Origin of the sequence: Sphingomonas sp. TREG-RG-20F-R18-01 (assembly GCF_022662475.1) — a bacterium.
Lineage (GTDB): Bacteria > Pseudomonadota > Alphaproteobacteria > Sphingomonadales > Sphingomonadaceae > Sphingomonas.
The window spans coordinates 774,075-799,402 of the sequence record NZ_JAKNQQ010000001.1 but is presented as its reverse complement, the minus strand read 5'-3'; the positions used below and the strand labels follow the sequence as shown (position 1 = coordinate 799,402).

General features: G+C 66.9%; 24 protein-coding genes and 1 tRNA gene. 14 read left to right on the top strand and 11 right to left on the bottom strand.

The window, feature by feature from the left end:
* The first annotated feature begins 86 nt into the window (after positions 1-86).
* Genes L8K25_RS04110 through L8K25_RS04095 form a run of 4 tightly spaced genes read left to right on the top strand, consistent with a single transcriptional unit; the run spans position 87 to position 7,433 of the window.
* A complete protein-coding gene (locus L8K25_RS04110; RefSeq protein ID WP_242137617.1) occupies positions 87-1,601 on the top strand; it encodes a tryptophan halogenase family protein in 1,515 nt (504 codons plus the stop codon).
* Positions 1,598-4,117, top strand: coding sequence for a beta-galactosidase GalA (gene galA, locus L8K25_RS04105; RefSeq protein WP_242137616.1), 2,520 nt, complete (start codon positions 1,598-1,600; stop codon positions 4,115-4,117). Before L8K25_RS04110 ends, galA begins: the two co-directional genes overlap by 4 nt.
* A gap of 38 nt (positions 4,118-4,155) precedes the next feature.
* Positions 4,156-5,727 (top strand): beta-xylosidase, encoded by a 1,572-nt coding sequence (locus tag L8K25_RS04100; protein WP_242137615.1) that lies wholly within the window; start codon positions 4,156-4,158, stop codon positions 5,725-5,727.
* A gap of 44 nt (positions 5,728-5,771) precedes the next feature.
* Positions 5,772-7,433 (top strand): DUF5597 domain-containing protein, encoded by a 1,662-nt coding sequence (locus L8K25_RS04095; RefSeq protein WP_242137614.1) that lies wholly within the window; start codon positions 5,772-5,774, stop codon positions 7,431-7,433.
* A 56-nt stretch (positions 7,434-7,489) separates the two neighbouring features.
* On the opposite strand, the gene L8K25_RS04090 is transcribed toward L8K25_RS04095, so the two are convergent.
* Positions 7,490-7,566, bottom strand: a tRNA-Arg gene (locus tag L8K25_RS04090).
* 78 nt (positions 7,567-7,644) lie between these two features.
* Here L8K25_RS04090 and L8K25_RS04085 point away from each other — a divergent pair.
* The 3 genes from L8K25_RS04085 (at position 7,645) to L8K25_RS04075 (ending at position 9,529) form a co-directional block, all read left to right on the top strand.
* Positions 7,645-8,409 carry a queuosine precursor transporter gene (locus tag L8K25_RS04085; protein ID WP_242137613.1) on the top strand — a complete coding sequence of 255 codons (765 nt, stop codon included), beginning with the start codon at positions 7,645-7,647 and terminating at the stop codon, positions 8,407-8,409.
* 168 nt (positions 8,410-8,577) lie between these two features.
* Entirely contained in the window at positions 8,578-8,889 is a 312-nt protein-coding gene (locus L8K25_RS04080; RefSeq protein ID WP_242137612.1) for a hypothetical protein, read from the top strand.
* Between the two features lie 313 nt (positions 8,890-9,202).
* Positions 9,203-9,529, top strand: a complete 327-nt coding sequence (locus tag L8K25_RS04075) for a Rap1a/Tai family immunity protein (protein ID WP_242137611.1) — start codon at positions 9,203-9,205, stop codon at positions 9,527-9,529.
* Between the two features lie 40 nt (positions 9,530-9,569).
* Here the strand turns inward: L8K25_RS04075 and purQ are convergent, their stop codons facing one another.
* The 5 genes from purQ to L8K25_RS04050 all read right to left on the bottom strand — a co-directional run bounded on the left by purQ (position 9,570) and on the right by L8K25_RS04050 (position 13,884).
* A complete protein-coding gene (gene purQ / locus L8K25_RS04070; protein WP_242137610.1) occupies positions 9,570-10,241 on the bottom strand; it encodes a phosphoribosylformylglycinamidine synthase subunit PurQ in 672 nt (223 codons plus the stop codon).
* A complete protein-coding gene (purS, locus tag L8K25_RS04065) occupies positions 10,238-10,468 on the bottom strand; it encodes a phosphoribosylformylglycinamidine synthase subunit PurS (protein WP_242137609.1) in 231 nt (76 codons plus the stop codon). Before purS ends, purQ begins: the two co-directional genes overlap by 4 nt.
* Before the next feature lie 239 nt (positions 10,469-10,707).
* Complete coding sequence (purC, locus tag L8K25_RS04060) at positions 10,708-11,487, bottom strand: phosphoribosylaminoimidazolesuccinocarboxamide synthase (protein ID WP_010162803.1); 780 nt, start codon at positions 11,485-11,487, stop codon at positions 10,708-10,710.
* A 116-nt stretch (positions 11,488-11,603) separates the two neighbouring features.
* On the bottom strand, positions 11,604-12,818 hold the full coding sequence (kynU, locus tag L8K25_RS04055; protein ID WP_242137608.1) for a kynureninase: 1,215 nt from the start codon (positions 12,816-12,818) through the stop codon (positions 11,604-11,606).
* A gap of 163 nt (positions 12,819-12,981) precedes the next feature.
* Complete coding sequence (locus L8K25_RS04050) at positions 12,982-13,884, bottom strand: alpha/beta hydrolase (RefSeq protein WP_242137607.1); 903 nt, start codon at positions 13,882-13,884, stop codon at positions 12,982-12,984.
* A gap of 86 nt (positions 13,885-13,970) precedes the next feature.
* Between L8K25_RS04050 and parC the strand changes: the two genes are divergently transcribed.
* Both parC and L8K25_RS04040 read left to right on the top strand, forming a co-directional pair.
* The gene (parC, locus tag L8K25_RS04045) at positions 13,971-16,232 is read left to right on the top strand and encodes a DNA topoisomerase IV subunit A (protein ID WP_242137606.1); all 2,262 of its coding nucleotides are present in this window, start codon (positions 13,971-13,973) and stop codon (positions 16,230-16,232) included.
* 186 nt (positions 16,233-16,418) lie between these two features.
* Entirely contained in the window at positions 16,419-18,110 is a 1,692-nt protein-coding gene (locus L8K25_RS04040; RefSeq protein ID WP_242137605.1) for a bifunctional diguanylate cyclase/phosphodiesterase, read from the top strand.
* On the opposite strand, the gene L8K25_RS04035 is transcribed toward L8K25_RS04040, so the two are convergent.
* From L8K25_RS04035 to L8K25_RS04020, 4 genes are all read right to left on the bottom strand, one after another.
* On the bottom strand, positions 18,080-19,297 hold the full coding sequence (locus L8K25_RS04035) for a CCA tRNA nucleotidyltransferase (protein ID WP_242137604.1): 1,218 nt from the start codon (positions 19,295-19,297) through the stop codon (positions 18,080-18,082). The two genes, L8K25_RS04040 and L8K25_RS04035, sit on opposite strands and share 31 nt — an antisense overlap.
* Positions 19,285-19,884, bottom strand: coding sequence for a CoA pyrophosphatase (locus L8K25_RS04030; protein ID WP_242137603.1), 600 nt, complete (start codon positions 19,882-19,884; stop codon positions 19,285-19,287). The genes L8K25_RS04035 and L8K25_RS04030 overlap by 13 nt, the downstream gene beginning before the upstream one ends.
* Positions 19,881-20,441 carry a DUF1285 domain-containing protein gene (locus L8K25_RS04025; protein WP_242137602.1) on the bottom strand — a complete coding sequence of 187 codons (561 nt, stop codon included), beginning with the start codon at positions 20,439-20,441 and terminating at the stop codon, positions 19,881-19,883. The genes L8K25_RS04030 and L8K25_RS04025 overlap by 4 nt, the downstream gene beginning before the upstream one ends.
* A gap of 74 nt (positions 20,442-20,515) precedes the next feature.
* Positions 20,516-21,028, bottom strand: coding sequence for an N-acetyltransferase (locus L8K25_RS04020; protein ID WP_242137892.1), 513 nt, complete (start codon positions 21,026-21,028; stop codon positions 20,516-20,518).
* Positions 21,029-21,137: 109 nt separating this feature from the next.
* Here L8K25_RS04020 and L8K25_RS04015 point away from each other — a divergent pair, with 109 nt between their 5' ends.
* The 3 genes from L8K25_RS04015 (at position 21,138) to L8K25_RS04005 (ending at position 22,539) form a co-directional block, all read left to right on the top strand.
* Positions 21,138-21,770, top strand: coding sequence for a glutathione S-transferase (locus tag L8K25_RS04015; RefSeq protein ID WP_242137601.1), 633 nt, complete (start codon positions 21,138-21,140; stop codon positions 21,768-21,770).
* 63 nt (positions 21,771-21,833) lie between these two features.
* The gene (locus tag L8K25_RS04010) at positions 21,834-22,205 is read left to right on the top strand and encodes a dihydroneopterin aldolase (protein WP_242137600.1); all 372 of its coding nucleotides are present in this window, start codon (positions 21,834-21,836) and stop codon (positions 22,203-22,205) included.
* A gap of 7 nt (positions 22,206-22,212) precedes the next feature.
* Positions 22,213-22,539, top strand: coding sequence for a Rossmann fold domain-containing protein (locus L8K25_RS04005; RefSeq protein ID WP_242137599.1), 327 nt, complete (start codon positions 22,213-22,215; stop codon positions 22,537-22,539).
* 86 nt (positions 22,540-22,625) lie between these two features.
* On the opposite strand, the gene L8K25_RS04000 is transcribed toward L8K25_RS04005, so the two are convergent.
* A complete protein-coding gene (locus tag L8K25_RS04000) occupies positions 22,626-23,498 on the bottom strand; it encodes a hypothetical protein (protein ID WP_242137598.1) in 873 nt (290 codons plus the stop codon).
* A gap of 222 nt (positions 23,499-23,720) precedes the next feature.
* Between L8K25_RS04000 and L8K25_RS03995 the strand changes: the two genes are divergently transcribed.
* Positions 23,721-24,395, top strand: coding sequence for an energy transducer TonB (locus tag L8K25_RS03995; RefSeq protein WP_029623784.1), 675 nt, complete (start codon positions 23,721-23,723; stop codon positions 24,393-24,395).
* 63 nt (positions 24,396-24,458) lie between these two features.
* Positions 24,459-25,265, top strand: a complete 807-nt coding sequence (locus tag L8K25_RS03990) for a MotA/TolQ/ExbB proton channel family protein (RefSeq protein ID WP_242137597.1) — start codon at positions 24,459-24,461, stop codon at positions 25,263-25,265.
* The last annotated feature ends 63 nt before the right edge of the window (positions 25,266-25,328 follow it).

Below are 25,328 nucleotides of genomic sequence, written 5' to 3'. Positions count from 1 at the left end.
GCGGCCACGGGATCCGTGGCCGCCAAGGTTTTTGGCGGTGTGCGCGTGATTTCGTTTAGACCGGGGCGAACGGAACAGGGCGGCCGATGCGACACCAACCGGTAAAGCGCGTGTTGATCGTGGGCGGCGGCACTGCCGGCTGGATGGCGGCGGCGGTGCTCGCCAAGAGCTTTCCGGCCGAGGCGCTGGCGGTGACGGTCGTCGAGTCCGCCGAGATCGGCACGGTCGGCGTCGGCGAGGCGACGATCCCGCCGATCCTGCAACTCAACGCGCTGTTGGGGCTAGACGAGGACGAACTCGTCCGGCGCACGCAGGCGACCTATAAGCTCGGGATCGAATTCCGCGATTGGGGGGCGCTCGGGGAGCGCTACTTTCATCCCTTTGGCAGTTATGGCGCCGATCTCGGCGGGGTCGCCTTCCATCATCACTGGCTGCGCACCGGCGCGGGCGCGCTCCCCGACTATTCGATGTGCACGCTTGCCGCCTATGCGGGCAAGTTCGGCCGTCCGAGCGATGACCCCCGCAACGTCTTGTCGCGAATGTCCTACGCGCTCCACTTCGACGCCGTGCTGTATGCGGGTGTCTTGCGCGAACTCGCCATCGCCAATGGCGCGACGTCGGTGGAGGGGCGGATCGTCGATGTGACGCTCGACGGCGAAAGCGGCTTCGTCGATCGCGTCCAGCTCGCCGATGGCCAGAGCCTCGCGGCGGATCTCTACATCGACTGCTCGGGTTTCCGTGGACTGTTGATCGAGCAGGCGCTCGGGACCGGTTACCTCGACTGGTCGCACTGGTTGCCGATGAACCGCGCGCTTGCCGTGCCGACCGCGGTCACAGGCGCTCCGCTGCCCTATACCCGATCGCACGCCGGGAGCGCAGGGTGGCGCTGGCGCATTCCGCTGCAGCACCGGGTCGGCAACGGCCACGTCTATTGCAGCGAGTTCATCGACGACGATGCCGCCGAAGCGCAATTGCGCGCGGGTCTCGATGCCGCGCCCCTCGCGGAACCCCGCAAGCTGCAATTCACGACGGGGCGCCGCCGGCTGTCCTGGAACAAGAACGTCGTCGCGCTCGGGCTGGCCGCGGGCTTCATCGAGCCGCTCGAATCGACCAGTATCCACCTGATCCAGCGCGGCATCGTCACGCTGATGTCGCTCTTTCCGGGCAACGGCTTCGCGCAGCCGGAGATCGACCTCTACAACCGCCTGATGCAGACCGAGGTCGAGGCGGTGCGCGATTTCGTCATCCTGCATTACAAGCAGACGCGCCGCGACGACACGCCGTTCTGGCGCCACACGCGCGCCATGGCGATCCCCGACAGCCTGGCGGAGCGGATGGCGGTGTTCGCCAATCTGGGCCGGGTCCTGCTCGATCCGGGCGAGCTGTTCCGCGATACGAGCTGGCTCTCGGTGATGCTTGGCCAAGGCCTCGTCCCGCGCGGGCATGACCCGCTCGCGGACGCATGGCCCGAGGCACACGTCCGCGCGCAGCTGGAGCGCATGCGCACGGTGATACGCCAGGGCGTGTCGGTGTTGCCAACCCATCGCGATTTTCTCAGCGGCGTTCGCGTCGCGCCAATGGGCCGGGAGCCGAAGCCATGACGCAGATAACGCGCCGACTGCTGGTGGGTGGTGGACTGGCGCTACCGACGGTCGCTTCGCTATCGCCACCCGGGCGTGCCGCCGCGCAGCCCGACGGCAGCGCGCCGCGCGTCGCGGACAGTCCCGCAGCGCTGGCGCCGCGGGAGCGGATTCGGTTCGATCGCGATTGGCGCTTTGCGCTCGGCCACGGGAGCGACCCGTCGAAGGATTTCGATTTCGGTATCGGTCAGGCCGATTTCTCGAAGACCGGGATCATCAAGATCGCGACGGCGGCGTTCGATGACAAGGCGTGGCGATCGCTCGATTTGCCACACGACTGGGCGGTCGAGCTGCCGTTCGTGCAGGACGACACAGGCGCGGGGGATTCGCAATTGCGCTCGCATGGCTATCGCCCGCTCGGGCGGCGCTATCCGGCGACCAGCGTCGGCTGGTATCGGCGCAGCTTCAATATTCCCAAAAGCGATCTCGGGCGGCGCATCACGATCGAATTCGACGGTGCGATGCGCGACGTGCTGGTGTTCGTCAACGGCTGCTTCATCGGTCGCAACGACAATGGATACGCGCCGTTCCGTTTCGATTGCACCGACTTCCTCGAGTATGGCGGGACGAACGTCATCGCGGTTCGCGTCGATGCGAGTTTCGGCGACGGCTGGTTCTACGAAGGCGCGGGCCTGTATCGCCACGTCTGGCTGAGCAAGACCGACCCGGTCCATTTCGGCGCGTGGGAGACCGTCGTGCGGGCCGTACCCGGGGCGGGCGGAGCGATGCTCGACCTCGTCACCACCGTCGAGAATATGGCGCGCATCCCCGCCGATGCTGCGCTGGACTGGACGATCGTCGACGCCCGCGGTGTCGTGGTCGCGCGGGCAACGGCGCCGGTCCAGACGATCGCGCCAGCGGGATCGGCTATGTACCGCACCAGCGCGCGCGTGACGAACCCGGCCTTATGGTCGCTGGACACGCCCAATCTCTATACCGCGGTGGTAAAGGTCGTCGCGAACGGCACGGTCCGCGATTCCGAGACAGTCAGCTTCGGCATTCGCAGCGCGCGCTTCGACGCCGATCGCGGCTTCTTCCTCAACGACACGCCGATCAAGATCCAGGGGACGTGCAACCATCAGGATCATGCCGGCGTCGGCGCGGCCTTGCCCGATCGTCTGCAGACGTTTCGGCTGGGCGTGCTCAAGGGCATGGGCTGCAACGCCGTCCGCACGTCGCACAACATGCCGACGCCCGAATGGGTCGAGGCGTGCGACCGGATGGGGGTGATGATGCTGTGCGAGACGCGCCAGATGAGCTCGAACCCGAGCGGGATGGCCGAGCTGGAGCGGATGGTGAAGCGGTTTCGCAATTCGCCGTCGATCATCGGCTGGTCGATCGGCAACGAGGAATTTCTGCTCCAGCAGGGCGCGCTGGCGCCGCAGGGGACGCGGATCGCGCAGGCGATGGTCGATCGCTGCCATGCGCTCGATCCGACCCGGCCCGTCACGGCGGCGGTCAACTGGAACAACGAGGCAGGGCCATCCGAACCGCTCGACATCGTCGGATTCAACTACCACCCGGAATTTCCGGAGCCGTTCCACAAGGCGCATCCGGCTCGGCCGATCTACGGATCGGAAACGTCGAGCGCGATTGCTACGCGCGGCGAATATCGCACCGATGCCGCGCGACACACCATGAGTTCGTATGACGGTGTCGTCGGTTGGGGCACGACGCCCGAGCAGTGGTGGAGCCAGTATGGCGCGCATGACTGGCTCGCTGGCGGATTCGCCTGGACCGGGTTCGATTATCGCGGCGAACCCACACCTTATGCCTGGCCATCCAACAGCTCGCAATTCGGGATCGTCGACCTGTGTGGTTTCCCGAAGGACTATTATTACTATTACAAGGCCTGGTGGAGCACCGCGCCAAGCCTGCATCTCTTCCCACACTGGAACTGGGCCGGGCAGGAGGGGAAGCCGGTTTCGGTCTGGGTCTATTCCAACCTGGACGACATCGAGCTGTTGCTGAACGGGCAGAGCCTCGGTCGCAAGCCGATGCCGCGCCTCAAACATGTCGCGTGGCAAGTGCCGTATGTCCCCGGCGTGATCGAGGCGACCGGCCGGCGCAACGGCCAGGTCGTGTTGCGCGAACGTCGCGAAACGACCGGCCCGGGGCGCCGCCTCCGCCTGGCCGCCGACCGTATGACGATTGCGGCGGACGGGCGCGATGTCGCGGTGCTGACGGTCGAGCTGCTGGATGCCCGTGGGCGCCCGGTGCCGACCGCAAACGACGCGTTGCGGTTCCGCGTGACCGGGGCAGGCAAGCTCCTTGGCGTCGGCAACGGCAATCCCAACAGCCTGGAAAGCGATACCGCGCCGCAACGCGCCTTGTTCAACGGCCTTGCGCAGTTGATCGTGCAATCGACCGGTCGCCCGGGTGCGATCATGGTCGACGCGGTCGCCGCCAGCGGGCAAGGGAGTCCGGTCCTGCCCGCATCGGTAAGGCTGACCGCTGCCCAGGCGCCTACGTCATAACGCGCCGAACGCGCAGCAGAACTACGGGAGTTGGTACTATGCGACGGATCGCTTTGTATGGAGGCGGCGCTGTCGCGGCCGCGACCCTGGTAGCGCTACCGGCGTTCGCCGCGCCGCAGCGCGTGGTCACGGTGGACCTTGCGCAGGCAGAGGGGCCGGTCGACCGCTTCTACGACCTGTCGGTCGGCTCGGATTATCCCGGCACCTTGATGCGCGCGGACAGCCAGGCACAGCTCAAGATCGCGACCGACGAGCTCGGCTTTCGCTACCTGCGTTTCCACGCGATCTTCCACGACGTGCTCAAGACGGTCCGGATCGAGAACGGGCGAACGGTGTACGACTGGAGCGGGATCGATCGGCTGTATGACGACATGCTGCGGCGGCACATCCGGCCGTTCGTCGAGCTCGGCTTTACCCCGCAGGCGCTCAAGACGTCGGACGCATCGATCTTCTACTGGAAGGGCAACACCTCGCACCCGCGGCTCGACGGCTGGGCGGCGCTGATCGATGCCTTCGCGCGCCACCTGCAGCAGCGCTACGGTGCGGCCGAGGTGCGGAGCTGGTATTTCGAGGTGTGGAACGAGCCCAATCTCGACGGCTTCTGGGAGAAGGCCGACAAGCAGGCGTACTTCGCGCTTTACGACGTCACCGCACGTGCGCTGAAGACGGTCGATCCGGCGCTGCGCGTCGGCGGGCCGTCGACCGCCGGTGCGGCGTGGGTCCCCGAATTTCTCGACCATGTCGCCAAGAGCGGCGCGCCGGTCGATTTCGTCACGACGCATACCTATGGCGTCGAGGGCGGCTTCCTCGACGAGCAGGGCAAGAGCGACACCAAGCTGTCGCCCGCGCCCGATGCAATCATCGCCGACGTGCGCAAGGTCCGCGCCGAGATCGCCGCCTCGCGCTTCCCGACGCTCCCGCTCTATTTCACCGAGTGGAGCACCAGCTACACCCCGCGCGACCCGGTCCACGACAGCTATGTCAGCGCGCCCTACATCCTCAGCAAGTTGAAGGCGGTGCAGGGCAGCGTCCAAGGGATGAGCTATTGGACCTATAGCGATCTGTTCGAGGAACCGGGGCCACCGACCGCGCCGTTTCAGGGTGGCTTCGGCCTGATGAACCCGCAGGGCATCCGCAAGCCGGCCTGGTTCGCGTACAAATATCTCAACGCATTGCGCGGCAAGGCCGTGCCGACGGTCGATGCCCACAGTTGGGCGGCGAGCGAGGGGCGGCGCACCAGCGTCGTCCTGTGGGATTGGCACCAGCCCGACCAGAAGGTCAGCAACCACCCGTTCTACACCAGATTGGTGCCGGCGACGCCGCAGACGCCGGCGGCGGTGCAGTTCGCCGGCCTCGCGCCCGGCAGCTATCGGTTGCGGACCTATCGCACCGGCTATCGTCACAACGACGCTTATTCGGCCTATATCGACATGGGCCTCCCGAAGGCGCTCACCGCGGCGCAGATCGCGCGATTGCAGGCGCTGACGCTGGACCAGCCCGAGCAGGACCGTGTCGTGCGGATCGGCGCGGGCGGACGCTATGCCGCCACAGTGCCGCTCGCCACCAACGACGTGGTGTTGATGACGCTCGAGCCCACCCCGCGGCGCTGAGCCGGCCTGGCGCGACCGACCTTAGAGATATGTGGAGAATCCCGATGAACACCCCCCGCCCTGGCCGGACCATGCGGCACCGACGCGCCGCGATGGCGTCGTTGCTGTCCGCCGGATTGCTCCTTTCAGGCGGCACCGCTTCGGCACAGGCTTCGCACGAGCTGCCGCGGATCGAGAGCCGCAACGGGCATCACGCGTTGATCGTCGATGGCGCTCCCTTCTTCATGCTCGGTGCGCAGGTCAATAATTCGAGCAACTATCCGGCGCCGCTCGCCACGGCCTGGCCGGTGCTCGATCGGCTCGGCGCCAATACCGTAGAGGTGCCGGTCGCCTGGGAGCAGGTCGAGGCTCGCGAGGGCTCGTTCGATTTCAGCTTCCTGCAGACCTTGCTCGACCAGGCCCGCGCCCACGACAAGCGCGTCGTTCTGCTGTGGTTCGGGACGTGGAAGAACACGTCTTTCTCCTACACGCCCGACTGGGTGAAGCTCGACAATCGCCGCTTCCCGCGCATGAAGACCAAGGACGGCAAGGATCACGGCGTGCTCAGCGCGCACGGTGCGGCGACGCTGGCGGCGGACAAGCGGGCGTTCGTCCAGCTGATGACCTATCTGCGCGATCACGATCCGCAGAACACCGTCATCATGGTGCAGGTCGAGAATGAGACCGGCAGCTACAAGAACCCGCGCGATTTCTCCGCGACCGCCGATGCGCTGTTCGCCAAGCCGATTCCGACCGGCCTGGCGCAACGACTGCACAAGTCGGGCACCTGGAGCGCGGCGTTCGGCGCGCAGGCCGACCGGGCGTTCAACACCTGGTATGTCGGCAGCTATGTCAACGCGATCGCGGCAGCGGGCAAGGCGATCAAGGCGCTGCCGATGTACGTCAACGCCTCGCTATCGGGACCGTCCAACGTTCCGGACCCATACGGCGTGGCCAGCGGCGGTCCCCAGCAGGACGTGCTCGACATCTGGAAGGCGGCTGCGCCCGCGATCGATCTGCAGGCGCCCGATATCTATGACAAGACCAGCGCCAATGTGATCAAATATCTCGATCAATATTCCCGTGCCGACAATCCGCTGATGGTGCCCGAGATGGGCAACACGCGCGATTTCGCGCGGTTCTTCTGGCCAGCGCTCGGTCGGGGGGCGATCGGCTTCGCGCCGTTCGGCATGGATGATACCGGCTATGCCAACTATCCGCTCGGCGCGGCCGATCTTTCGGCCACCACGGTGGGCGCGTTCGCGCTGCCGTACGCCGCGGTCGGGTCGATGATGCGCGACTGGGCGCGCATCGCCTATGAAAAGCCGACCTGGGGCGCCGCAAAGCCCGACGATGGTGCCGTCCAATCCACGCGCATGGGGGACTGGACGATCACCGCGACCTGGGGCGAATGGCAGTTCGGCATGAAGGACTGGGAATGGCTTAAGAGCGACCAGGCGCCGTGGGGCAAGGAGCCGGTCGGCGGAGTCGCGGTCGCGCAATTGTCGGCGAACGAATTCCTCGTGATGGGCGACCACGTTCGCGTCTCGCTTGCCGGGGCGCCGGGCACCGGTCCCAATGGGATTGTCGTCCGCGTCGAGGAAGGCACGTTCGACAACGGCAAATGGCGGATGCGCCGGGTGTGGAACGGTGACCAAACCGACTATGGGCTCAATTTCGTCAGCCATCCGCAGGTCTTGAAGGTGACGATGGGCCACTATCGCTAAACCGCGACGGCTGACGATAGCGGCGGTATCCGGGCGGGCGCGGCCGTGGAAGAGATTGGCGCGCCCGGAGGGAGTCGAACCCCCGACCGAGGAGGTAGAAGCTCCTTGCTCTATCCAACTGAGCTACGGGCGCGCACTGGCTTCGCCTGTAGCGTGGATTGCGCGGCTGCGAAACGGTCTTCATACCGGGCGTGCGGAGGAATGGGGACCGATGAACGCACCGAAGAGCATCACTGCGCGCGAACTCGGCGACCGTGCGTTCCGCTATTATGATTTCGTGATGGTCGCCTTCGTCGTGATCCTGCTGCTCTCCAACGTGGTGGGCGCGGGCAAGCGATCGGTCGTCGACCTGCCGTGGATCGGGCCGTGGCCCTTTGGCGCGGGCATCCTGTTCTTCCCGGTCAGCTATGTGATCGGCGACGTGCTGACCGAGGTTTATGGCTACGCCCGCGCGCGTCGCTGCGTCTGGGCCGGGTTCGGCGCGCTGATCTTCCTGGCGCTGATGGAGCAGATCGTCGTCGCATTGCCGTCGGCGTCGGGCTGGAGCGGGCAGGGCGCCTATGAATATGTCTTCGGTCGATCGATCTTCGTGGACCCGGCGGCCGCGACCGGGCTGCGCATCATCGTCGCGTCGGTCATCGCCTTCTGGGTCGGCGAGATCGCGAACAGCTTCGTGCTGGCGAAGCTCAAGATCCTGACGGCGGGACGGATGCTGTGGACCCGCACGATCGGTAGCACGATCGTCGCGCAGGGGTTCGACAGTCTGATCTTCTATCCGCTTGCCTTCGCCGGCGCGCCCGACTGGCCGTTTCACGACATGCTGCTGGTGATGCTCAGCCAGTTCCTGCTCAAAGTGTCGTGGGAAGTGCTGTTGACCCCCTTCACGTATCTGGTGGTCGGCTTCCTCAAGCGGCGCGAGGGGATCGACGTGTACGATCGGGGCACGGATTTCTCGCCGTTCAAGGCTTCGGTCTAGCCGGCTGCGGGCCTGCTCGGCTGCGTCCCGCATCCCGAAGGGAGCCCGCGCAAGGGGCTACGGCAGGCTCCCTGCCGTATAAGACGCACATCTTAACCATTAACGATTGCCAAGCCCGTCGCGCCCGAGCTTGTTATCGCCACCCCAATATTACGGAGAGACGAGTATATGCATCCGAATTTTCCAAAGGCTACAGTCGTCGCGATGATCCTGGTCGGATCGATCGGTGTTAGCGGTTGTGCCACCAAAGGGTACGTCAACCGGGAGATCGCCACCGTGAACTCGCGCATCGACGGGATCGACGGTCGCGTGCGTACGGTCGAGGGTACGTCCGGCCAGGCGCTCAGCCAGGCACAGGCCGCGGCAGGCCAGGCGCAGCAGAATGCGCAGCGGATCGACCAGATCAACGGCCGGGTCGATGGCCTCGACCAGCAGATGCAGCAGCAGATGCAGCGGCGCCAGCGCAAGCCGCGCGGTTGAGCCGATGATCGCAACGCTCCTGCAGTAACCGGTCGCTTCGTCGGGCACGCCAGTCGCGTGTCATGAAGGCGGCCGGATCGTTGCGCGCGTTGCGAGCGTCGCGGTCGGGGCGATACGGACGCCGATGCCGGAGACGGCATCGACGTCCGTATCGTGATGTCTGGCGGGGCTAGGACCTGCGGTCACCCGGGCCGTCTCGTCGCCCGCGCGCAGGGTGGCGCATTCGGCCTTTGCCGCCGCGGATGACGGCGGCCCGCTGTCGCCATGGGCGCCGTCCTGCTAGGAAGCGACGCTTCGACGAGGCGAAGGAACGATGATGATGTTGCTTGTACTGGCGCTGGCCGCGTCTTCACCGCCGCCGGTGGTGGTCAGTTCCCTGCAAACCGCCGACCTTGCGGAGCGTTGCAAGGGCAAGGACGCCGATCCGGCCGCGACGTTCTGCACCGGCTACATTCTCGGCGCATTCGACGCGCTGTCGCTGTCGCACCAAATCTGTCCGTCGCCAACCCGCGCGTCGACGATCCGGGCCGTCGCGGTGGCGCGCAAGTACCTGCGGACCCATCGCGAGGTCTGGGATAGTGCACCGACCTTCGTGGTCCGGACGGCGCTGAAGGCGGAATTCCCCTGCAAGCGCAAATGAACCCGGCCAGCGTCGGAGCGGCAGTTCCGACGTTGACCGGTTATGCGCCGACGGTTTCCAGCAGGCCTTCGAACATCCGCCGACCCTCGGCGCCACCGTGCGCAGCACCGTCGATGCGACGTTCCGGATGTGGCATCAATCCCATCACGTTGCCCGCCGCGTTCAGGACGCCCGCAATGTTCCGCGCGGAACCGTTGACCGGCTCGGCATAGCGCAGGGCAACCCGGCCTTCGCCTTCGAGACGATCGAGCGTTTCGGCATTGGCCGAATAATTGCCGTCGTGGTGCGCCACCGGGATGATGATCCGCTCGCCCGCGGCATAGCGGCTGGTGAAGCCGCTCTGCGCGTTTTCGACCGTCAGTGGGACTTCGCGGCAGACGAAATCGAGGCCCGCATTGCGCATCAGGGCGCCGGGCAGCAAACCGGCCTCGGTCAGCACCTGGAAGCCGTTGCAAATGCCCAGCACGGACACGCCGCGCTCGGCGGCTGCGGTCACCGCCTGCATGATCGGCGACCGCGCGCCGATCGCGCCGGAGCGCAGATAGTCGCCGTACGAAAAGCCGCCCGGCAGCGCGACCAGGTCGATTCCGTCGGGGAGCGCGGTGTCGCCATGCCACACCATGGTCGGCGCGGTCCCGCTCACCTCGCGCAAGGCAACCGCGACGTCGCGGTCGCAGTTGGAGCCCGGAAAGACGATGACCGCGGTCTTCATGCGCGCTCTACCCGGTAATTCTCGATCACCGTATTGGCGAGGAGCTTGCGGCACATCGCGTCGATCTGCGCGTCCTCGACGCTGTCCTCGACCTCGAGCTCGATCAGCTTGCCGGCGCGGACGTCGTTGACGCCCTCGAACCCCAGGCCACCGAGTGCCTTGTGGATCGCGCGACCCTGCGGATCGAGCACGCCGGGCTTCAGCGTGACGAAGATGCGGAGCTTCATAGATATGTCCTGCTGCGACGGTAGGGGATGCGGGTCGCTATGCTCGCCCGCGGCGCGGGTCGCAAGGGGGTGGATGCGCGGGGATCGCGTGTCGCGCACCCTCAATGCCACTTCCCCGGCGAAGGCCGGGGCCCAGTCGGGGGCGGGTTATGGCGGGCGCTGTACCCGTTACCAGAACCTGTCCGCCTGGGCCCCGGCCTCCGCCGGGGAAGAAAGACGGAGCAAGTCAGCCCTATGGCTTACTTGCCCTTGTTGAGCCGGTGCTGTTCCATGTCGAGCACCGCGCCATCGGCTTCCTCGGGCAGCAACCCGAGCCGCCGCGCGACCTCCTGATAAGCCTCGACTTCGCCGCCGAGATCGCGCCGGAAACGATCCTTGTCGAGCTTCTCGTTGGTGGTCATGTCCCACAGACGGCAGCCGTCGGGGCTGATCTCGTCGGCGAGGATCACGCGGGGATAGTCATTGTCCCATACGCGCCCGAATTCGAGCTTGAAGTCGATCAGGCGGATGCCGATCCCGGCGAACAGGCCGCACAGGAAGTCGTTCACGCGAATCGCCAGGTCGGCGATGTCGGCCATCTCTTCTTGGCCGGCCCAGCCGAACGCGGCGATATGCTCGTCGGTAATCATCGGATCGCCGAGTGCATCGTCCTTGTAATAATATTCGATGATCGTGCGCGGCAGCTGCGTGCCTTCTTCGATCCCGAGGCGAGTCGAGATCGAGCCCGCAGCGACGTTGCGCACGACGACTTCGATCGGGATGATCTCGACCTGGCGAATCAGCTGCTCGCGCATGTTGAGGCGGCGGATGAAGTGCGTCGGCACGCCGATCGCGCCGAGCAGCGTGAAGATGTGCTCGGAAATCCGGTTGTTGAGCACGCCCTTGCCGCTGATCGTGCCCTTTTTCTGGGCGTTGAAAGCGGTGGCGTCATCCTTGAAATACTGGATCAGCGTACCCGGCTCAGGACCCTCGTACAGGATCTTGGCCTTGCCCTCGTAGATCTGGCGGCGGCGTGCCATATGTGCGCTAACCCTTGGAAATGAGCGGCCCCGGCAACGCGGATCACGCGGGCCGGGGCGGGAAGACCACGCCTATACCGGATCGATGCCGGGGGTGCAATCGATCGCTTGGCCGCTCAGGTCACGGTGTTGCGCTGCTGGAAGTCCGGGTCGCGGTATGCGCCGGAGGAAAGGATGTCGCCGAGGATCTCGCCGGCACGGACCACGTCCTCGAAACCCAGGTACAACGGCGTCAGTCCGAAGCGGAGGATGTCGGGATCGCGGAAATCGCCGATTACGCCGCGCGCGATCAGCGCCTGACAGAGCGCATAGGCGTCCGGGTGCCGGAACGAAATATGGCTGCCGCGGCGGGCCGGGTCGGCAGGGCTGACGCACGCGAGGCCGAGCTTGCCGCCAATGTCCGCCAACACATCGAACAATGCGGCGCTCTTCTGCGCGACCTGCTGCTGGTCGATACCGTGCCACACGTCGAGCCCCGCCTCGAGCGCGGCGAGCCCGAGCATCGGCGGCGTGCCGGCAAGCCAGCGCGTCATGCCGGGAGCCGGGGCATAGGCGTCGGCGAAGCCGAACGGTGCTGCGTGGCCCATCCAGCCGGACAGCGGACTGGCGAGCGTGTCCTGCAAGCGCCGCGAGACGAACAGGAAGGCGGGCGCGCCGGGACCGCCGTTGAGATATTTATACCCGCAGCCGACCGCCATGTCCGCGCCGGCGCCGGTCAGGTCGATCGGGATTGCGCCAACGCTATGGCTGAGATCCCAGAGGGTCAGCGCACCTGCTTGATGCGCGCGTGCCGACCAGGCGGACATATCGAAACACTCGGATGTCTTGTAATGAACGTGGGTGAGCATTTGCACCGCGGTATCCGGGCCGAGCGCATCCGCCAGGGTTTCGCGGGCCACCGCCTCCAGCCGCGCGCCGGGGACGCAGCCGGCGGCGCCCTCGGCGATGTGGAGATCGGTCGGGAAATTGCCGGTCTCGCTGAGGATCGTCGTGCGCGGCGCGGCGTGCCGGAGCGCGGCAACGAGCAGCTTGAACAGATTGACGGAGGTCGAGTCGGCGACGATCACCTCGTCCTCGGCGGCACCGATCAGCTTCGCGATCTTCGCGCCGACGCGGCGGGGCGCCTCGATCCAGCCTTCGTTCCAGCTGCGGATCAGCCGGTCGCCCCATTGCCGCTCGGCGATGTCGGCGAGTGCCGCTGGAGTCGCGCGCGGGAGCGGGCCGAGCGAGTTGCCGTCGAGGTAGATCACGCCGTCGGGCAGGTGGAACGCGTCGCGATAGGGGCGCAGGGGATCTGCGGCGTCGCGAGCGCGCGCTTCGGTGGGGGTCACGTTTCAGTCCTTCCGTCGCAATAGCGCGTCGCCTTGGCGAAGGCCGGGGCCGGCTGGCTGTTCGCGCGTGATCGCAGGATGTGCGCCCGACATGGCGGCCCCGGCGTGCGCCGGGGTGACGGGGGGGATGCGGCTTGGCCGTGCGTCGGGGTAGCGGGGGCGGTCATTGCGGGAAGGCTGCGCGGATCAGCGTCTTGGCCTCGGCCCAGGCGGCGGTCTCGGGGGCGATCAGTTCGACGTGGCCGGTGTGGTCGATCACGTGCAGGTCTGCCCGGTCGCCCTTCGCGCGGGCCGTCGCGACATACGCCGTCCCCATCCGCAGCGGGATGATCTTGTCCTCCCGACCGTTGACGAGATCCTGCTTCACCGCGTCGGGCAGCAGCCGCGGGACCGAGGTGTCGGCATAGACATCAGGCCGCACCCCGGGCGCACCGACCAGCCTGGCGACGACCGCGACGCCGCAACCATTGTCCGGGCTGGCGGCGGTCGCCTCCAGATCAGGCAGGCCGCCGAGGCTGATCACGTGCGCAATCTTCAGCGGGTGCCGCTGGTACAGCGCGCTGGTCTTCGCGATCCGCCCCCGCGCGGCGAGCCACAGCGCCAGGTGCCCGCCAGCCGAATGCCCCACCGCGACCACGCGGCGGGTCTCCAGATGGAATTTCCGGGCGTTGGTGCGCAGCGCATCCGCAGCGGTGCCGGCATCGGCGAACGTCCCCGGATAGCCGCCGCCGGGCCGGTCGACGCCGCGATAATCGACGTTCCACACCGCGATCCCGTTCTTGCGCAGGTCGTCCGCGATCCAGTTCATCAGCGTGCGATCCGCGATGCTGGTCGTCCAGCAGCCGCCGTGGACCATCAGCACCGTCGGGAACGGTCCTTTGCCCTTGGGCACCCAGACGTCGACCTTCTCATAAGGATCGCTGCCGTAATCGACCGTCGCATCGGGCTGCGGCTTGGCGCGCTCGGTCAGGTCCGGCCATTTGAGCAGTGGTTTGGGGGCATCCTGCGCGGGGAGCGCGGTGGCGGTGAGCAGCGCGGCGGCGGCAAAAGCGAATCTCAGCATCATTGCCATCGATACGACGGCATCCGACGCTTGTCGAAGGCCGAGCGTCGCAGTGGACGCGGACGGCCCCGGCCTGCTACCCGGAACAGATGGCGACCGACATCATCGACCCCAATGATCCCTTCAACGCGATCGCCGACGCGCCGTTCGATAGCGCGCTGTCGGATCGCTATCTCGTTTATGCGCTGTCGACGATCACCGCGCGGTCGCTGCCGGATCTGCGCGACGGGATGAAGCCGGTGCACCGCCGCTTGCTGTGGGCGATGCGGGCGCTGCGGATGGACCCGAGCAGCGCGTTCAAGAAATCCGCGCGCGTCGTCGGTGAAGTGATCGGCAAATACCACCCGCACGGCGATCAGTCGGTCTATGACGCGATGGTCCGGCTCGCGCAGGATTTCTCGGTGCGCTATCCGCTGGTCGAGGGGCAGGGGAATTTCGGCAATATCGACGGGGATAACGCCGCCGCCTTCCGTTACACCGAAGCCCGGCTGACGCAGGTCGCGATCGACCTGATGGAAGGTCTCGACGAAGACGCGGTCGCGTTCAAGCCGACGTACAATAACGAGGAACAGGAGCCCGAGCTGTTCCCCGGCGCTTTCCCCAATTTGCTCGCCAATGGCGCGGCGGGGATCGCGGTGGGGATGGCAACCAACATCCCACCGCACAATGTCGCCGAACTCTACGACGCCGCAATCGCGCTGATCGACCGGTCGGGCGACCTCGCCGGGTTCAACATCCTCGATCACGTCCGCGGGCCCGATTTCCCGACCGGCGGGTTGGTGGTCGATTCGCCCGCCGCGATTGCCGAGAGCTACGCGACCGGGCGCGGGGGCTTTCGGGTGCGCGCGCGCTGGCAGGTCGAGGATCTCGGGCGCGGCACGTGGACCGCGATCGTCACCGAAATCCCCTATGGCGTGCAGAAGGGCAAGCTGATCGAGCAGCTCGCCGCGATCGTCAACGACAAGAAGCTGCCGATTATGGCGGACGTCCGCGACGAATCGGACGCGGTGATCCGCATCGTGATCGAGCCGCGCAGCCGCACGGTCGACCCGGTCGTGTTGATGGAGAGCCTGTTCAAGCTGTCCGATCTCGAGAGCCGCTTTAGCCTCAACCTCAACGTGCTCGACGCGAGCCGGACTCCGCGCGTCATGAGCCTGGCGGAGGCGCTCAACGAGTGGGTCCAGCACCAGTTCATCGTGCTGCGGCGGCGCGCCGAGCATCGGTTGCGCAAGATCGCGGACCGGATCGAACTGCTCGACGGCTATATCGTCGCTTACCTCAATCTCGACCGCGTGATCGAGATCATCCGCACTGAGGACGAACCCAAGCCGGTGATGATCGCCGAGTTCGAGCTCAACGACCGTCAGGCCGAGGCGATCCTCAACATGCGGCTGCGCAGCTTGCGCCGGCTCGAGGAAATGGAGCTGCGCAAGGAACGCGACACGCTCGATCGCGAGCGCGCCGGGCTCGAGGGGCTGCTCGCAAGCGAGGCCAAGCAGCGGACGCGGCTGAAGCGCGACTTCGGCAAACTGCGCGACCGCTACGGCCCCGAGACGACGCTCGGGCGGCGGCGGACCAAGATCGAGCAGGCGGCCCCGCTGCGCGACATTCCGCTAGACGCGATGATCGAGCGCGAGCCGATCACGGTGATCCTGTCGCAACGCGGCTGGATTCGCGCGATGAAGGGGCATGTCGATGCCGCCGGGGTCGCCGCGGTCAAGTTCAAGGACGGCGACGCGCCGCTGTTCGATTTCCACGCGCAGACCACCGACAAGGTCGTCGTCGCGGCGGAGAACGGACGGTTCTTTACGCTCCCTGCGGACAAGTTGCCGGGCGGGCGCGGGTTCGGCGAGCCGCTTCGGCTGATGATCGATCTCGATGGCGATATCGGCATCGTTGGCGTGTTCCGCGCGAGTCTGTCCGATCGCTGGCTGGTCGCGGCGACCGACGGTCGCGGGTTCATCGTGCGCACCGCTGACATCCATGCCGAGACCCGCAAGGGGAAGACGGTCGTCACCCCGCGGCTCGGCGCGAAGCTCAAGATCGTGCGCCCGGTTGCGGCAGAGGACGATTATGTCGGCGCGATCGGTGACAATCGCCGGTTGCTGGTCTTCCCGATCGCCGAACTGCCCGAGCTGACGCGCGGGCAGGGGGTCCAGTTGATGCGTTTCCGCGACGGCGGGCTGTCGGATGCGATCACCTTCGTCTTTGCAAGCGGGCTGAGCTGGCGAATGGGCGGCGACAGCGGCCGCGTGCGGACCGAGACCGACCTCGGCCCGTGGCGCGCGGCGCGCGGGGCTGCCGGCCGGATGCCGCCGAACGGGTTCCCGCGGGACAATCGCTTCGGCTGAAGGGGCGTTTGCCGGGGGCGGCGGGCATCGTCGCGCGGTTCGAGCGACGTCGTGGGACGTGCATGCACGGGTGACGCGCTCTATCCAGCGGTATCCCCGACGAAATGGCTGAAACGCGCCGTTGCAGCGGCTTGTTAACTATTCGGCCCTAGCACGATCCCAATGGCGCTCAGGACTCATCCTGTCTTGGTGGAAGATCCCGTGGTCGGTGCGCTGATCGCGATGGACAACAATGCCTTGTCGGTCATGCTGGTGTCGCGCGCGATCGATCTGTTGCCGATTCCGGCGGTGCTCGTCGTCCTCGGGCCCGGCGGTGTGCGGGTCGAGGCATCCAACAGCGCGTTCGATGCCGCGGGTCTGGGGCCGGCCGAACGGCGCCCGTCGCTGATCGCGCAGATCGAGCCGCAGATCGTCGCGTTCATCCGCGGCGAATCGCTGCGTGCGGAATTCCGGATCGACTTCGGCGACGTCGTCGACGGTCGTCATTACCAGGCGACGCTGGCGCGGCTGATCCGCAACCCCGAACAACGCTGCATTCTGACGCTGGTGGACCAGACCGCCGAGCTGCGGACCGAACACAATCTGCGCCGGGAGATGCTGACGGACAGCCTGACCGGCCTGCCGAACCGGGCCGGGTTCAGCGACCGGCTCGAAATGCTGATCGAGGACCCGCTCAAGCGCGACCGCTATGCGGTGCTGGTCATCGACCTGGATCGCTTCAGCCGCGTCAACGCCTGCCTCGGATCGATGGCGGGGGATGAACTGCTGATCACCGTCGCTCGCCGCCTCAAGGGAGCATTGCGTGCGCAAGACGTGCTGGCCCGCACCGGCGGCGACGAATTCGCGATCCTGCTGACGCTGGAGGACGGCGCGATCGATGCGGAGCAGGTTTCAAAACGCATCTTCGGCGCGCTCGCCACGCCGTTCCGATTGTCCGACTTCGAGATCCGTGTCGCCTGCTCGATCGGCATCGCCTTTGGGGCGGCCGAGATCGACGATGCCGAGGAACTGATCCGCCACGCGCAATTCGCGGTCAAGCGATCCAAGGTGACGGGAAAATCGGAAGCCTATCAGACCCAGGCCTTCGACATCGCCCGCGAACAGTTCGGGATCGAGACCGCGCTGCGTCGCGCGATCGAGCGCGGCCAGCTGCGCTTGTGCTATCAGCCGATCGTCGATCTCGCGACGGGGCGGCTGGTCGCGTTCGAATCGCTCGCACGCTGGCGCGACGAACAGGGGACGGAATATTCGCCGAACGATTTCATCCCGGTCGCCGAGGAATCCGGGCTGATCGTGCCGCTCGGGCGGTGGGCGATTCAGGAGGCGGCGGCGACGCTGGCGGGCTGGGATGCGCGACTCGGCGGCGACTGCGGGGTAAAGCTCGCGGTCAACCTGTCGGCAATCCAGTTGCAGCGCGATACGATCGCGCCCGTGGTGCAGGCGGCGCTCGATTGTAACGGCTTGAGCGGGCAACGGTTCACCCTGGAACTCACCGAAAGCGCGCTGGTCAGCGACCCGGACCGGATCGCCGGGATCATGCACGCGCTGAAGGCGCTCGGCACCACGATCGCGATGGACGATTTCGGGACGGGCTATTCAAACCTCGCCTATCTTCAGAAACTGCCGATCGACGTGCTCAAGATCGATCGCAGCTTCGTGACCGGGATGCTCGCCGACCGTGACAAGATCGCGATCGTCCGCGCCATCCTGAGCCTGGCCCAGGCCCTCGGGATGCAGACCACCGCCGAGGGGATCGAGACGGTCGAACTGTCCCAGACGCTTGCGGCCCTGGGGTGCAGCTTTGGCCAGGGATATTTCTTTGCGCGTCCGCTGGAGGCGGATGCCGCCTATGCGATGCTGGTCGACCGCCGCCACTGATCGACCGCGGCGTCGGCCAATTGCGCGGTGCGATGCGCATCCGGAAATCCCGCCGCGATCCACGCGTCCTCAACCTGCCGCAGCATCCGGGCCACGTCGGGCCCCTTGCCGACTCCCCGTTGAACCAAGGCGCCGCCCGTCAGCGGGAAGGTCGGAATGGCGAACTTGGCGATCGCCTGCGCGCCCGTCACCGCCGCGCTTCCGGTCGTCGTCAGCAGCCAGCGGTCGAGCGCACCGTCGCGCCCGAGGCGATAGGCCAGCGCGGGCGGGGTGCCCCCCGGTTCGCCGAGCGCAGACATGATCCGCTTGCGTTGCGCGTTCGACAGCTTGAGGCGATTCGCGATCGCTTCGCCCAGCGCGGGATCGCGCGGGAGCAGCGCCGCCAGCCGGCGCAACGGATCGGGGGCGATCGCCGCCGCCGTTTCATAGCCCGCCACCTCGTTAAGCCGGGTAACGCCGGCCTGCGTGATCTCGGGCAACACCGGCAGCAGGATGCCGTGCGCGATCATCAGGGTCAGCGTGGGGACCGCGCCGGGGGCGACCAGCAGCTTGAGCAGTTCCGCCGCGATCCGTTCGCGCGACAACGCCATCAGGTCGTTCGCGCGCGACGTGCAGGCGGCCAGCCCGTCGGCGTCGGCAACCTCGCCGAAGCGCGCGTGGAAGCGGAAGAAGCGCAGGATCCGCAGGTGATCCTCCGCGATTCGCTGCAGCGGATCGCCGATGAAGCGCACGCGTCCGACCGCGAGATCGTCGATTCCGCCGAAATAATCGAACAGTTCGCCCGTGATCGGATCGGCATAGAGCGCGTTGATCGTAAAGTCGCGCCGCGCGGCGTCCTCGCGCCAGTCGTCGGTAAAGGCGACCACGGCGTGCCGGCCATCGGTCGTCAGGTCGCGGCGCAGCGTCGTCACCTCGACTGGTCCATCGGCGAGCACCGCGGTGATCGTACCGTGCGCGAGGCCGGTCGGCACCGCCTTGATCCGTGCGCGTTGCAGCAGCGACAGTACGTCTTCCGGGGCGTGGCGCGTCGCGAGGTCGATGTCGGAGACCGCACCGGCCAGCAACGTATCGCGCACCGCCCCGCCGACCACCCGCGTTGTGCCGGTGTCGGCCCCGAGGACGCGGCAGAGTTCGATCAGGTCCGCCCGTTCCCGCCAGGCAGCGGCGGGCAGCATCACGCGTTCCATCGCAGCCGGCGTGACAGGTTGACGATCATTGCTGCGGTCGCACCCCAGATCCGGTGCTCGCCCCAGAGAATCTCGTAATAATGCCGGTTGCGCCCCTGCCACTCGACGCTCGCCTCGATGTGGTTGCCCGAATCGAGCAGGAAGCCGAGCGGCACCTCGAACACGGCGGCGACTTCGGCGGCATTGGGGGTGAAGACCAGATCGGGCGGCACGACGCCGATCACCGGGGTCACCTCGAACCCCGTCACCGTGCGATACCGGTCCGCCACGCCGACGACATGAACCGCGTCGCGGGGCAAGGCGATCTCTTCCTCGGCTTCGCGCAGGGCGGCCGCGATCGCATCGGTGTCGTCGGGATCGATCCTGCCGCCGGGAAAGGCGACCTGGCCCGCGTGGCGGCTCATCATATCGGTGCGTCGCGTCAGGATGACACCGGGTTCGGGTCGATCGGTGACCGGAACCAGCACCGCCGCCTGCGACAGGGCGGAGGGAAGCGGATCGGTGTCGACATGATCACCGGTCAACAGCACGGCGTCTTCGGCCGGGCCGGTTTCAAGCGCGTGGCGCAATCGATCGATAAGGGTCATGCTTCAGGCTCGATTGGAAAGAAACTGCCGGCGCTCCAAACGCCGGGCGGGGTGTCGGCACCGTCGATCGCGCGTTGCGCCAGATCATAATAGACCGAACGCGCGACGACGGCGTCGAGGTCGCCCCGCACGCGCAAATAGGGGCGCGGCCCATCGTCGCGGGGTTCGAAGCGCAGCGGATGCTCGGCGTCAGCGGTGACGATGTCGCCAGTGTTGAGCCGGAACGCGAGCACGGCGTCCTTGCCGGCACGCTCGGCCTTCATCTCGACGGCAACGAACGGCGCATCCTCGACGACGATGTCGAGCTTCTCGACCGGCGTGACGAGGACGTAGCCGCCATCCGGTTCGCGTCGCAGGATCGTCGAGAACAGCCGCACCATCGCGGGCCGCCCGATCGGCGATCCCTGATGAAACCACGTGCCATCGCGGGCGATGCGCATTTCGCTGTCACCGCAATGGGTCGGGTTCCAGCGGTCGACGGGCGGAAGTTTGTGCTCTTCGGCCAACCGCGCGATGTCGGCGAGCGAGAGGGACGCGAGGTCGGGGATCGGCTCCATGGGCATGGCGCAGGCGGTAGGACAGCGCAGCCGGTGCGTAAAGCGGTGCCGGGACGGCACGCCGCATTCCCCGATCAGGCGAGCGCGGGAATCCTTGGTCCAAGCAGCCCCGCACGGGCCGGAACGGCCGCGCCGCGCGCCAGCAGGCGATGCGGCTCGACCGGGCCGGGGACTCGCCACAGGGCAGTCCGGCGCGCATCAAAGCCGAAGAACCGGCCATAATATTCGGGATCGCCGATCAGCGTCAGCGCATCGGCCAGCCCGGATTGCGCTGCCCGGTCCAGGGCGTGCGCAGTGAGCGTCCGCCCGATGCCGGCTTGCTGGCGCGCGGGATCGACCGCGACCGGACCGATCTGTACCATGTCCACGTCAACGCCGTCGTCCCCGACGAAGCGGATCGGCCAGCACTGGATCGTGCCGATCAGCGCGCCGCGATCGCACGCAGCGAAACTGAGGGTCGGTATCGCCGCCATGCCTTCGCGGATGCGATAGGCGGTGCGGCCGTGACGCGCCGGGCCGAACGCCTGATCGAGCAGGTGCTCGATCCGGTCGGGCGCGATGTCGGCAATCGGCACGATGTCGATCACGGAGTTGACCACGGGCACGTCCTCGCCGACGCACAGTCCCGGATGGACCGGCGGGGCTGCGCGCTTTAGCCTTCACTCCGCCGAACGCAAGAAAGAAGGAGTCCCGACGATGAAACTCTTCGATGCGGATTGGGCGCCAAGCCCGCGGCGGGTACGCATCTACTTGGCGGAGAAACAGATTACGGTCGATCGGGAACGCATCGACTTGCGCCGCGACGAACAGCTGGGCGAGGCGTACCTGAAGCTCAACCCGCGCGGCGTGGTTCCAGCGCTGCAACTCGACGACGGCGAGATCCTGTGCGAATCCGCGGCCATCTGTCGCTATTTCGAAGCGCTCGGCGCGCTATCCGCGCTATTCGGCGAAACGGCGCTCGACGTTGCGCGGATCGAGGGCTGGACCCGAAGGATCGAGGCGGAGGGCTATGCCGGCGTCGTCTATGTCCTGCGCAACCAGCGGGAGGCCTTTCGCGACCGGGGTGTGGCGGGGAAGTGGCCGGCGATCCCGCAGATCCCGGAACTGGCCGAGCGCGGGCACATCCTGTGGGATACGTTCGTACGCGCGCTCGACGCGCACCTCGCGGGGCGGTCTTGGATCGCGACCGATTCCTATAGCTTCGCGGACATCACGGCCCTGGTGACGGTCGATTTCGCCAAGGCGGCGAAGCTGGCGGTGCCGGATGGGGCGGCGCACCTGCGGCGGTGGCATGCGGCGGCGTCGGCCCGGCCCAGCGCGACGGCGTGAGGGCGGTTCCCCTGCGCCACCGATCTGCTATGGCGCGCGCCTGTACCGATTGAAGGGCTCGCCTTGGACGACCGACTGACACTGAATGTGCACGACCTCGAAGTGCAGGTGCTGACCGGCATTTATTCCGAGGAAACCCATTTGCCGCAGCCGCTGCGGATCTCGCTGACGGTCGATCTGACGGTGCCCGAGCGCTACGAGCCGGATACCCCGCTCGGCGCTTCGAAGAATTATCTGGACCTCAAGCATGCCGCGACGACGGCCTTGCCGGAAGGAGTCCATTTCACGCTGATCGAGGCCGTGGCCGATCACATCTGCGAGACGCTGTTCCTGCAGGACACGCGCGTGACGCGGGTCGAGGTGACGATCGTCAAGCTCGCGATTGCCGAGGCGGGGGAATCGATCGGGATCACGCTGACCCGACACCGGCGATGATCGGCGGATGCTGAGCAAGGCGGTCGCCGCGGCGGTCGGTCCGCACGCCGCTCTAGTCGTGGCGACGGCGGCATCGCGCACGACCGACGTGATCGCGGCGCTCCGCGCGGCAGGGCAGGGCAATACGGTCGTGCTGCTGATCGAGCCGGGCGTCGCCGCCATCGACCGGGCCATGCTGCTGGCTGCGCTGGGACCCTTGGCGGTCGCGTTGGCCCCGGTCCGGATCGCGGCGGTCGACGTCGCGGAAGGGGCGGCGGAAGAACGGGTCGTCGCCGCTGCGTCCTACCTTGCGGACGCGCAGTCGACGACGGGCCAGTGCCTGCGGGTCATTTGAGCGCCAGCGGTCGGTTCGATCGGCGTTGAGCATGGCCGGGGCGTCCGATTGGGACGTGGTCAGGACGTTCCCGGCTCCCGTCTGCGCTATCGTGCCCCCGCCACGGCGGTCCGATCGCAGGCGCCCAGGCCGCTGAGGATGGTGGCATAGTCCTCGCGCACGATCGCATTGTCGCCCTCGCTGCCGTGCAGCGCGGTGTCGGGCAGCGTTGCGGGAAGGCTGCAGGCGAGGCGATACCATAGCAAGGTTCGGGCCGCAGGCGGCGGGGCTGCCTGGTCGACGACTTCGGTCAGTGCCACCGACCAGCGGGGCGGCTGCCCGGCCTTCCGCAACACGTTGAGCGAGATCGGGCGGCTGTCGGCGGTCGTCAGGAAGATCTGAGTCTCGCCGTCGCCCGGCAAGTCGCCCGCGGTGAAGAAGGCGTTGCCCACCCCGGTCACCGTCGGCGGCGTGTCGGGGGCGAGCACCTCGCGGACGATCTGTCGGGTCAGTGCGTCGGCGGCCGGGGTCCAGTTGCGCTGCGCATCCGAGCGGACCAACTGGATCTGGCCCTGGTTGTTGGCGACGCCCCGCGCGAACAGAAGGACCCGCGTCTTGCGATAGCGCGGCGGGCGACCGTGGGCATCCAGGGGCACATCGATCGTATACCCGATTCTCGGCGGCACGGCGCCGGTTCCGCGAATCAGCGCGGTGACATCGGCCTCGACATACAGCCGCGCGGCGTTTTGTGGCACGTCCGGCGCTTCGGCGGGTTTGAGCCGCACGTCGCTCCGAATGGTCGCGTCGACGATCACCGGTGCCGCCACGACAAGGTCCGCATAGTCCGCATAGGGTATGGCGGGGGCCTGCGGCAAAACGGCAGAATCCAGCGGTTTCAGAGGCGTTTGCTGCGTTGCACCAAGGAGCGGAGCGGTGGTCAGGACAGTGGCGGCGATGAGCCATTTCGGAGCATTCGTCATGCGGATGCGTTACCTGACCGTACCAGTTTTAAACAGAAATAATTCTGCCACGCAGTGGTTGTACGTTTGTTGCGTGAGACAAAGCGTTTGCGTCGTCGTTTTCGGCGCGATAGAGGTTACGGCCTGTCCAGGATACATTAACCCATGACAGGCCGGATAACGAGCGGACGTTACGGATCGGGCTTGGACCGTCGTGCCGGAATAGAGGAGTTTCGTTTCTGAATGGCTTACGCTGATCGCAATACAAGTGGCAGCCGCGCCGTGTCGATCGTGATCGTTTCGGTCATCGTCGCACTGTTTGCGTGGGGCTTCGTGAACGGGTTGACCTTCAAATATATCAAGAAGGTTACCGAGAAGCTAAACACGTTCGACGTCGTCGAACCGCCACCCCCGCCGCCTGACAAGCCGCCGCCCCCGCCGCCCGAACAGCCGCAGCTGCAGACCCCGCCGGTCGTGTCGCCGCCGCCGATCGTGCGCGTGCAGGCTCCGCCGCCGCCGGTCACAACCGTCATCACGCCGCCCCCGGCCGCACCGATCACGGTGCGGGCTGCAGCGCCTGCGCCTGTTCCCGTTCCGGCGCCGCCCGCTGCGCCGACGGTCAGCAAGGCTGCTGGTCCGAAGGGGAACCCGGCCGACTGGATCACCAACGACGACTATCCGTCCGACGCGCTGAGCGCCGAGGCCCAGGGTACGACGAAGATTCGGTGGGACATCAGCCCGGCAGGCCGTGTCGAGAATTGCACGATCGTCGCGTCCAGCGGCAATTCGTCGCTCGATCGCGCCGCCTGCAGCGCGTTGACGCGGCGTGGGCGGTACACGCCTGCGCTGGATCAGAACGGTGCGCCGATGCGGACCAGTGGCCAATCGCGCAACGTCGTCTGGCGTCTGCCCGAATAATCATCCGGCCGTGCGGCTCCCGGCGGGTCGCATGGCTTCATAATCGAGAAGGAAGTACCCTCAATGTCGACCACCATCCTCGCCGCCGGAGCATCGGCCGCAGACAATTTCGGCTTCATGAACGCAATGAAGCAGGGCGGCCCCGTCACGTGGACGACGGCCGCCATCCTCACCATCTTCCTGTTCTTCACGCTCTACATCTTGTTCACCAAGATCTTCGAGCAGCAGAAGATCATCAACCAGGGCCGTCGCGTTCGCGCGACCTTCTGGAACTCGAACTCGCTGCGTGAGGGCGCTGCCAAGCTCGAGAAGAACTCGGCCTACAAGCAGATCGTCGACGACGGCCTGGCCGCTCAGGAGCAGCACGGCCGCCTGACCGATCCGGTCGAGGCGCATGACTGGCTGCACGGTTCGCTGATGCGGTCGGAAGCTGCGATCAACTCGCAGCTCGGCGGCGGTCTCGCCTTCCTCGCGACGGTCGGCGCAACCGCACCGTTCGTCGGTCTGTTCGGTACGGTGCTCGGTATTTACCGCGCGCTGATCGGCATCGGCCAGGCTGGCCAGGCATCGATCGACAAGGTCGCAGGCCCGGTCGGTGAGTCGCTGATCATGACCGCCTTCGGTCTGGTGGTCGCGGTTCCGGCAGTGCTCGCGTTCAACTTCCTGCAGCGCCGCAACAAGGCGATCGCAGAGCATCTGAGCGCGTTCTCGACCGACGTTCTGGGCTACCTCGCTTCGGACGGCGCGGTCCGCCCGGCAGCGTCGCGCGCGGCACCCGTCAAGGGTACCCCGCCGGTCGGTGGCACCAAGGCGGCTGCTCCGGCAACGACGACCGCCGGCCAGGCTGGTGGCGTTCAGACGCGCGTCTAAGGACGACCCGGGGCCGTCCATCCGGACGGCCCCGATTTTCTCGCCGCCCGGACGTGCCGGGTG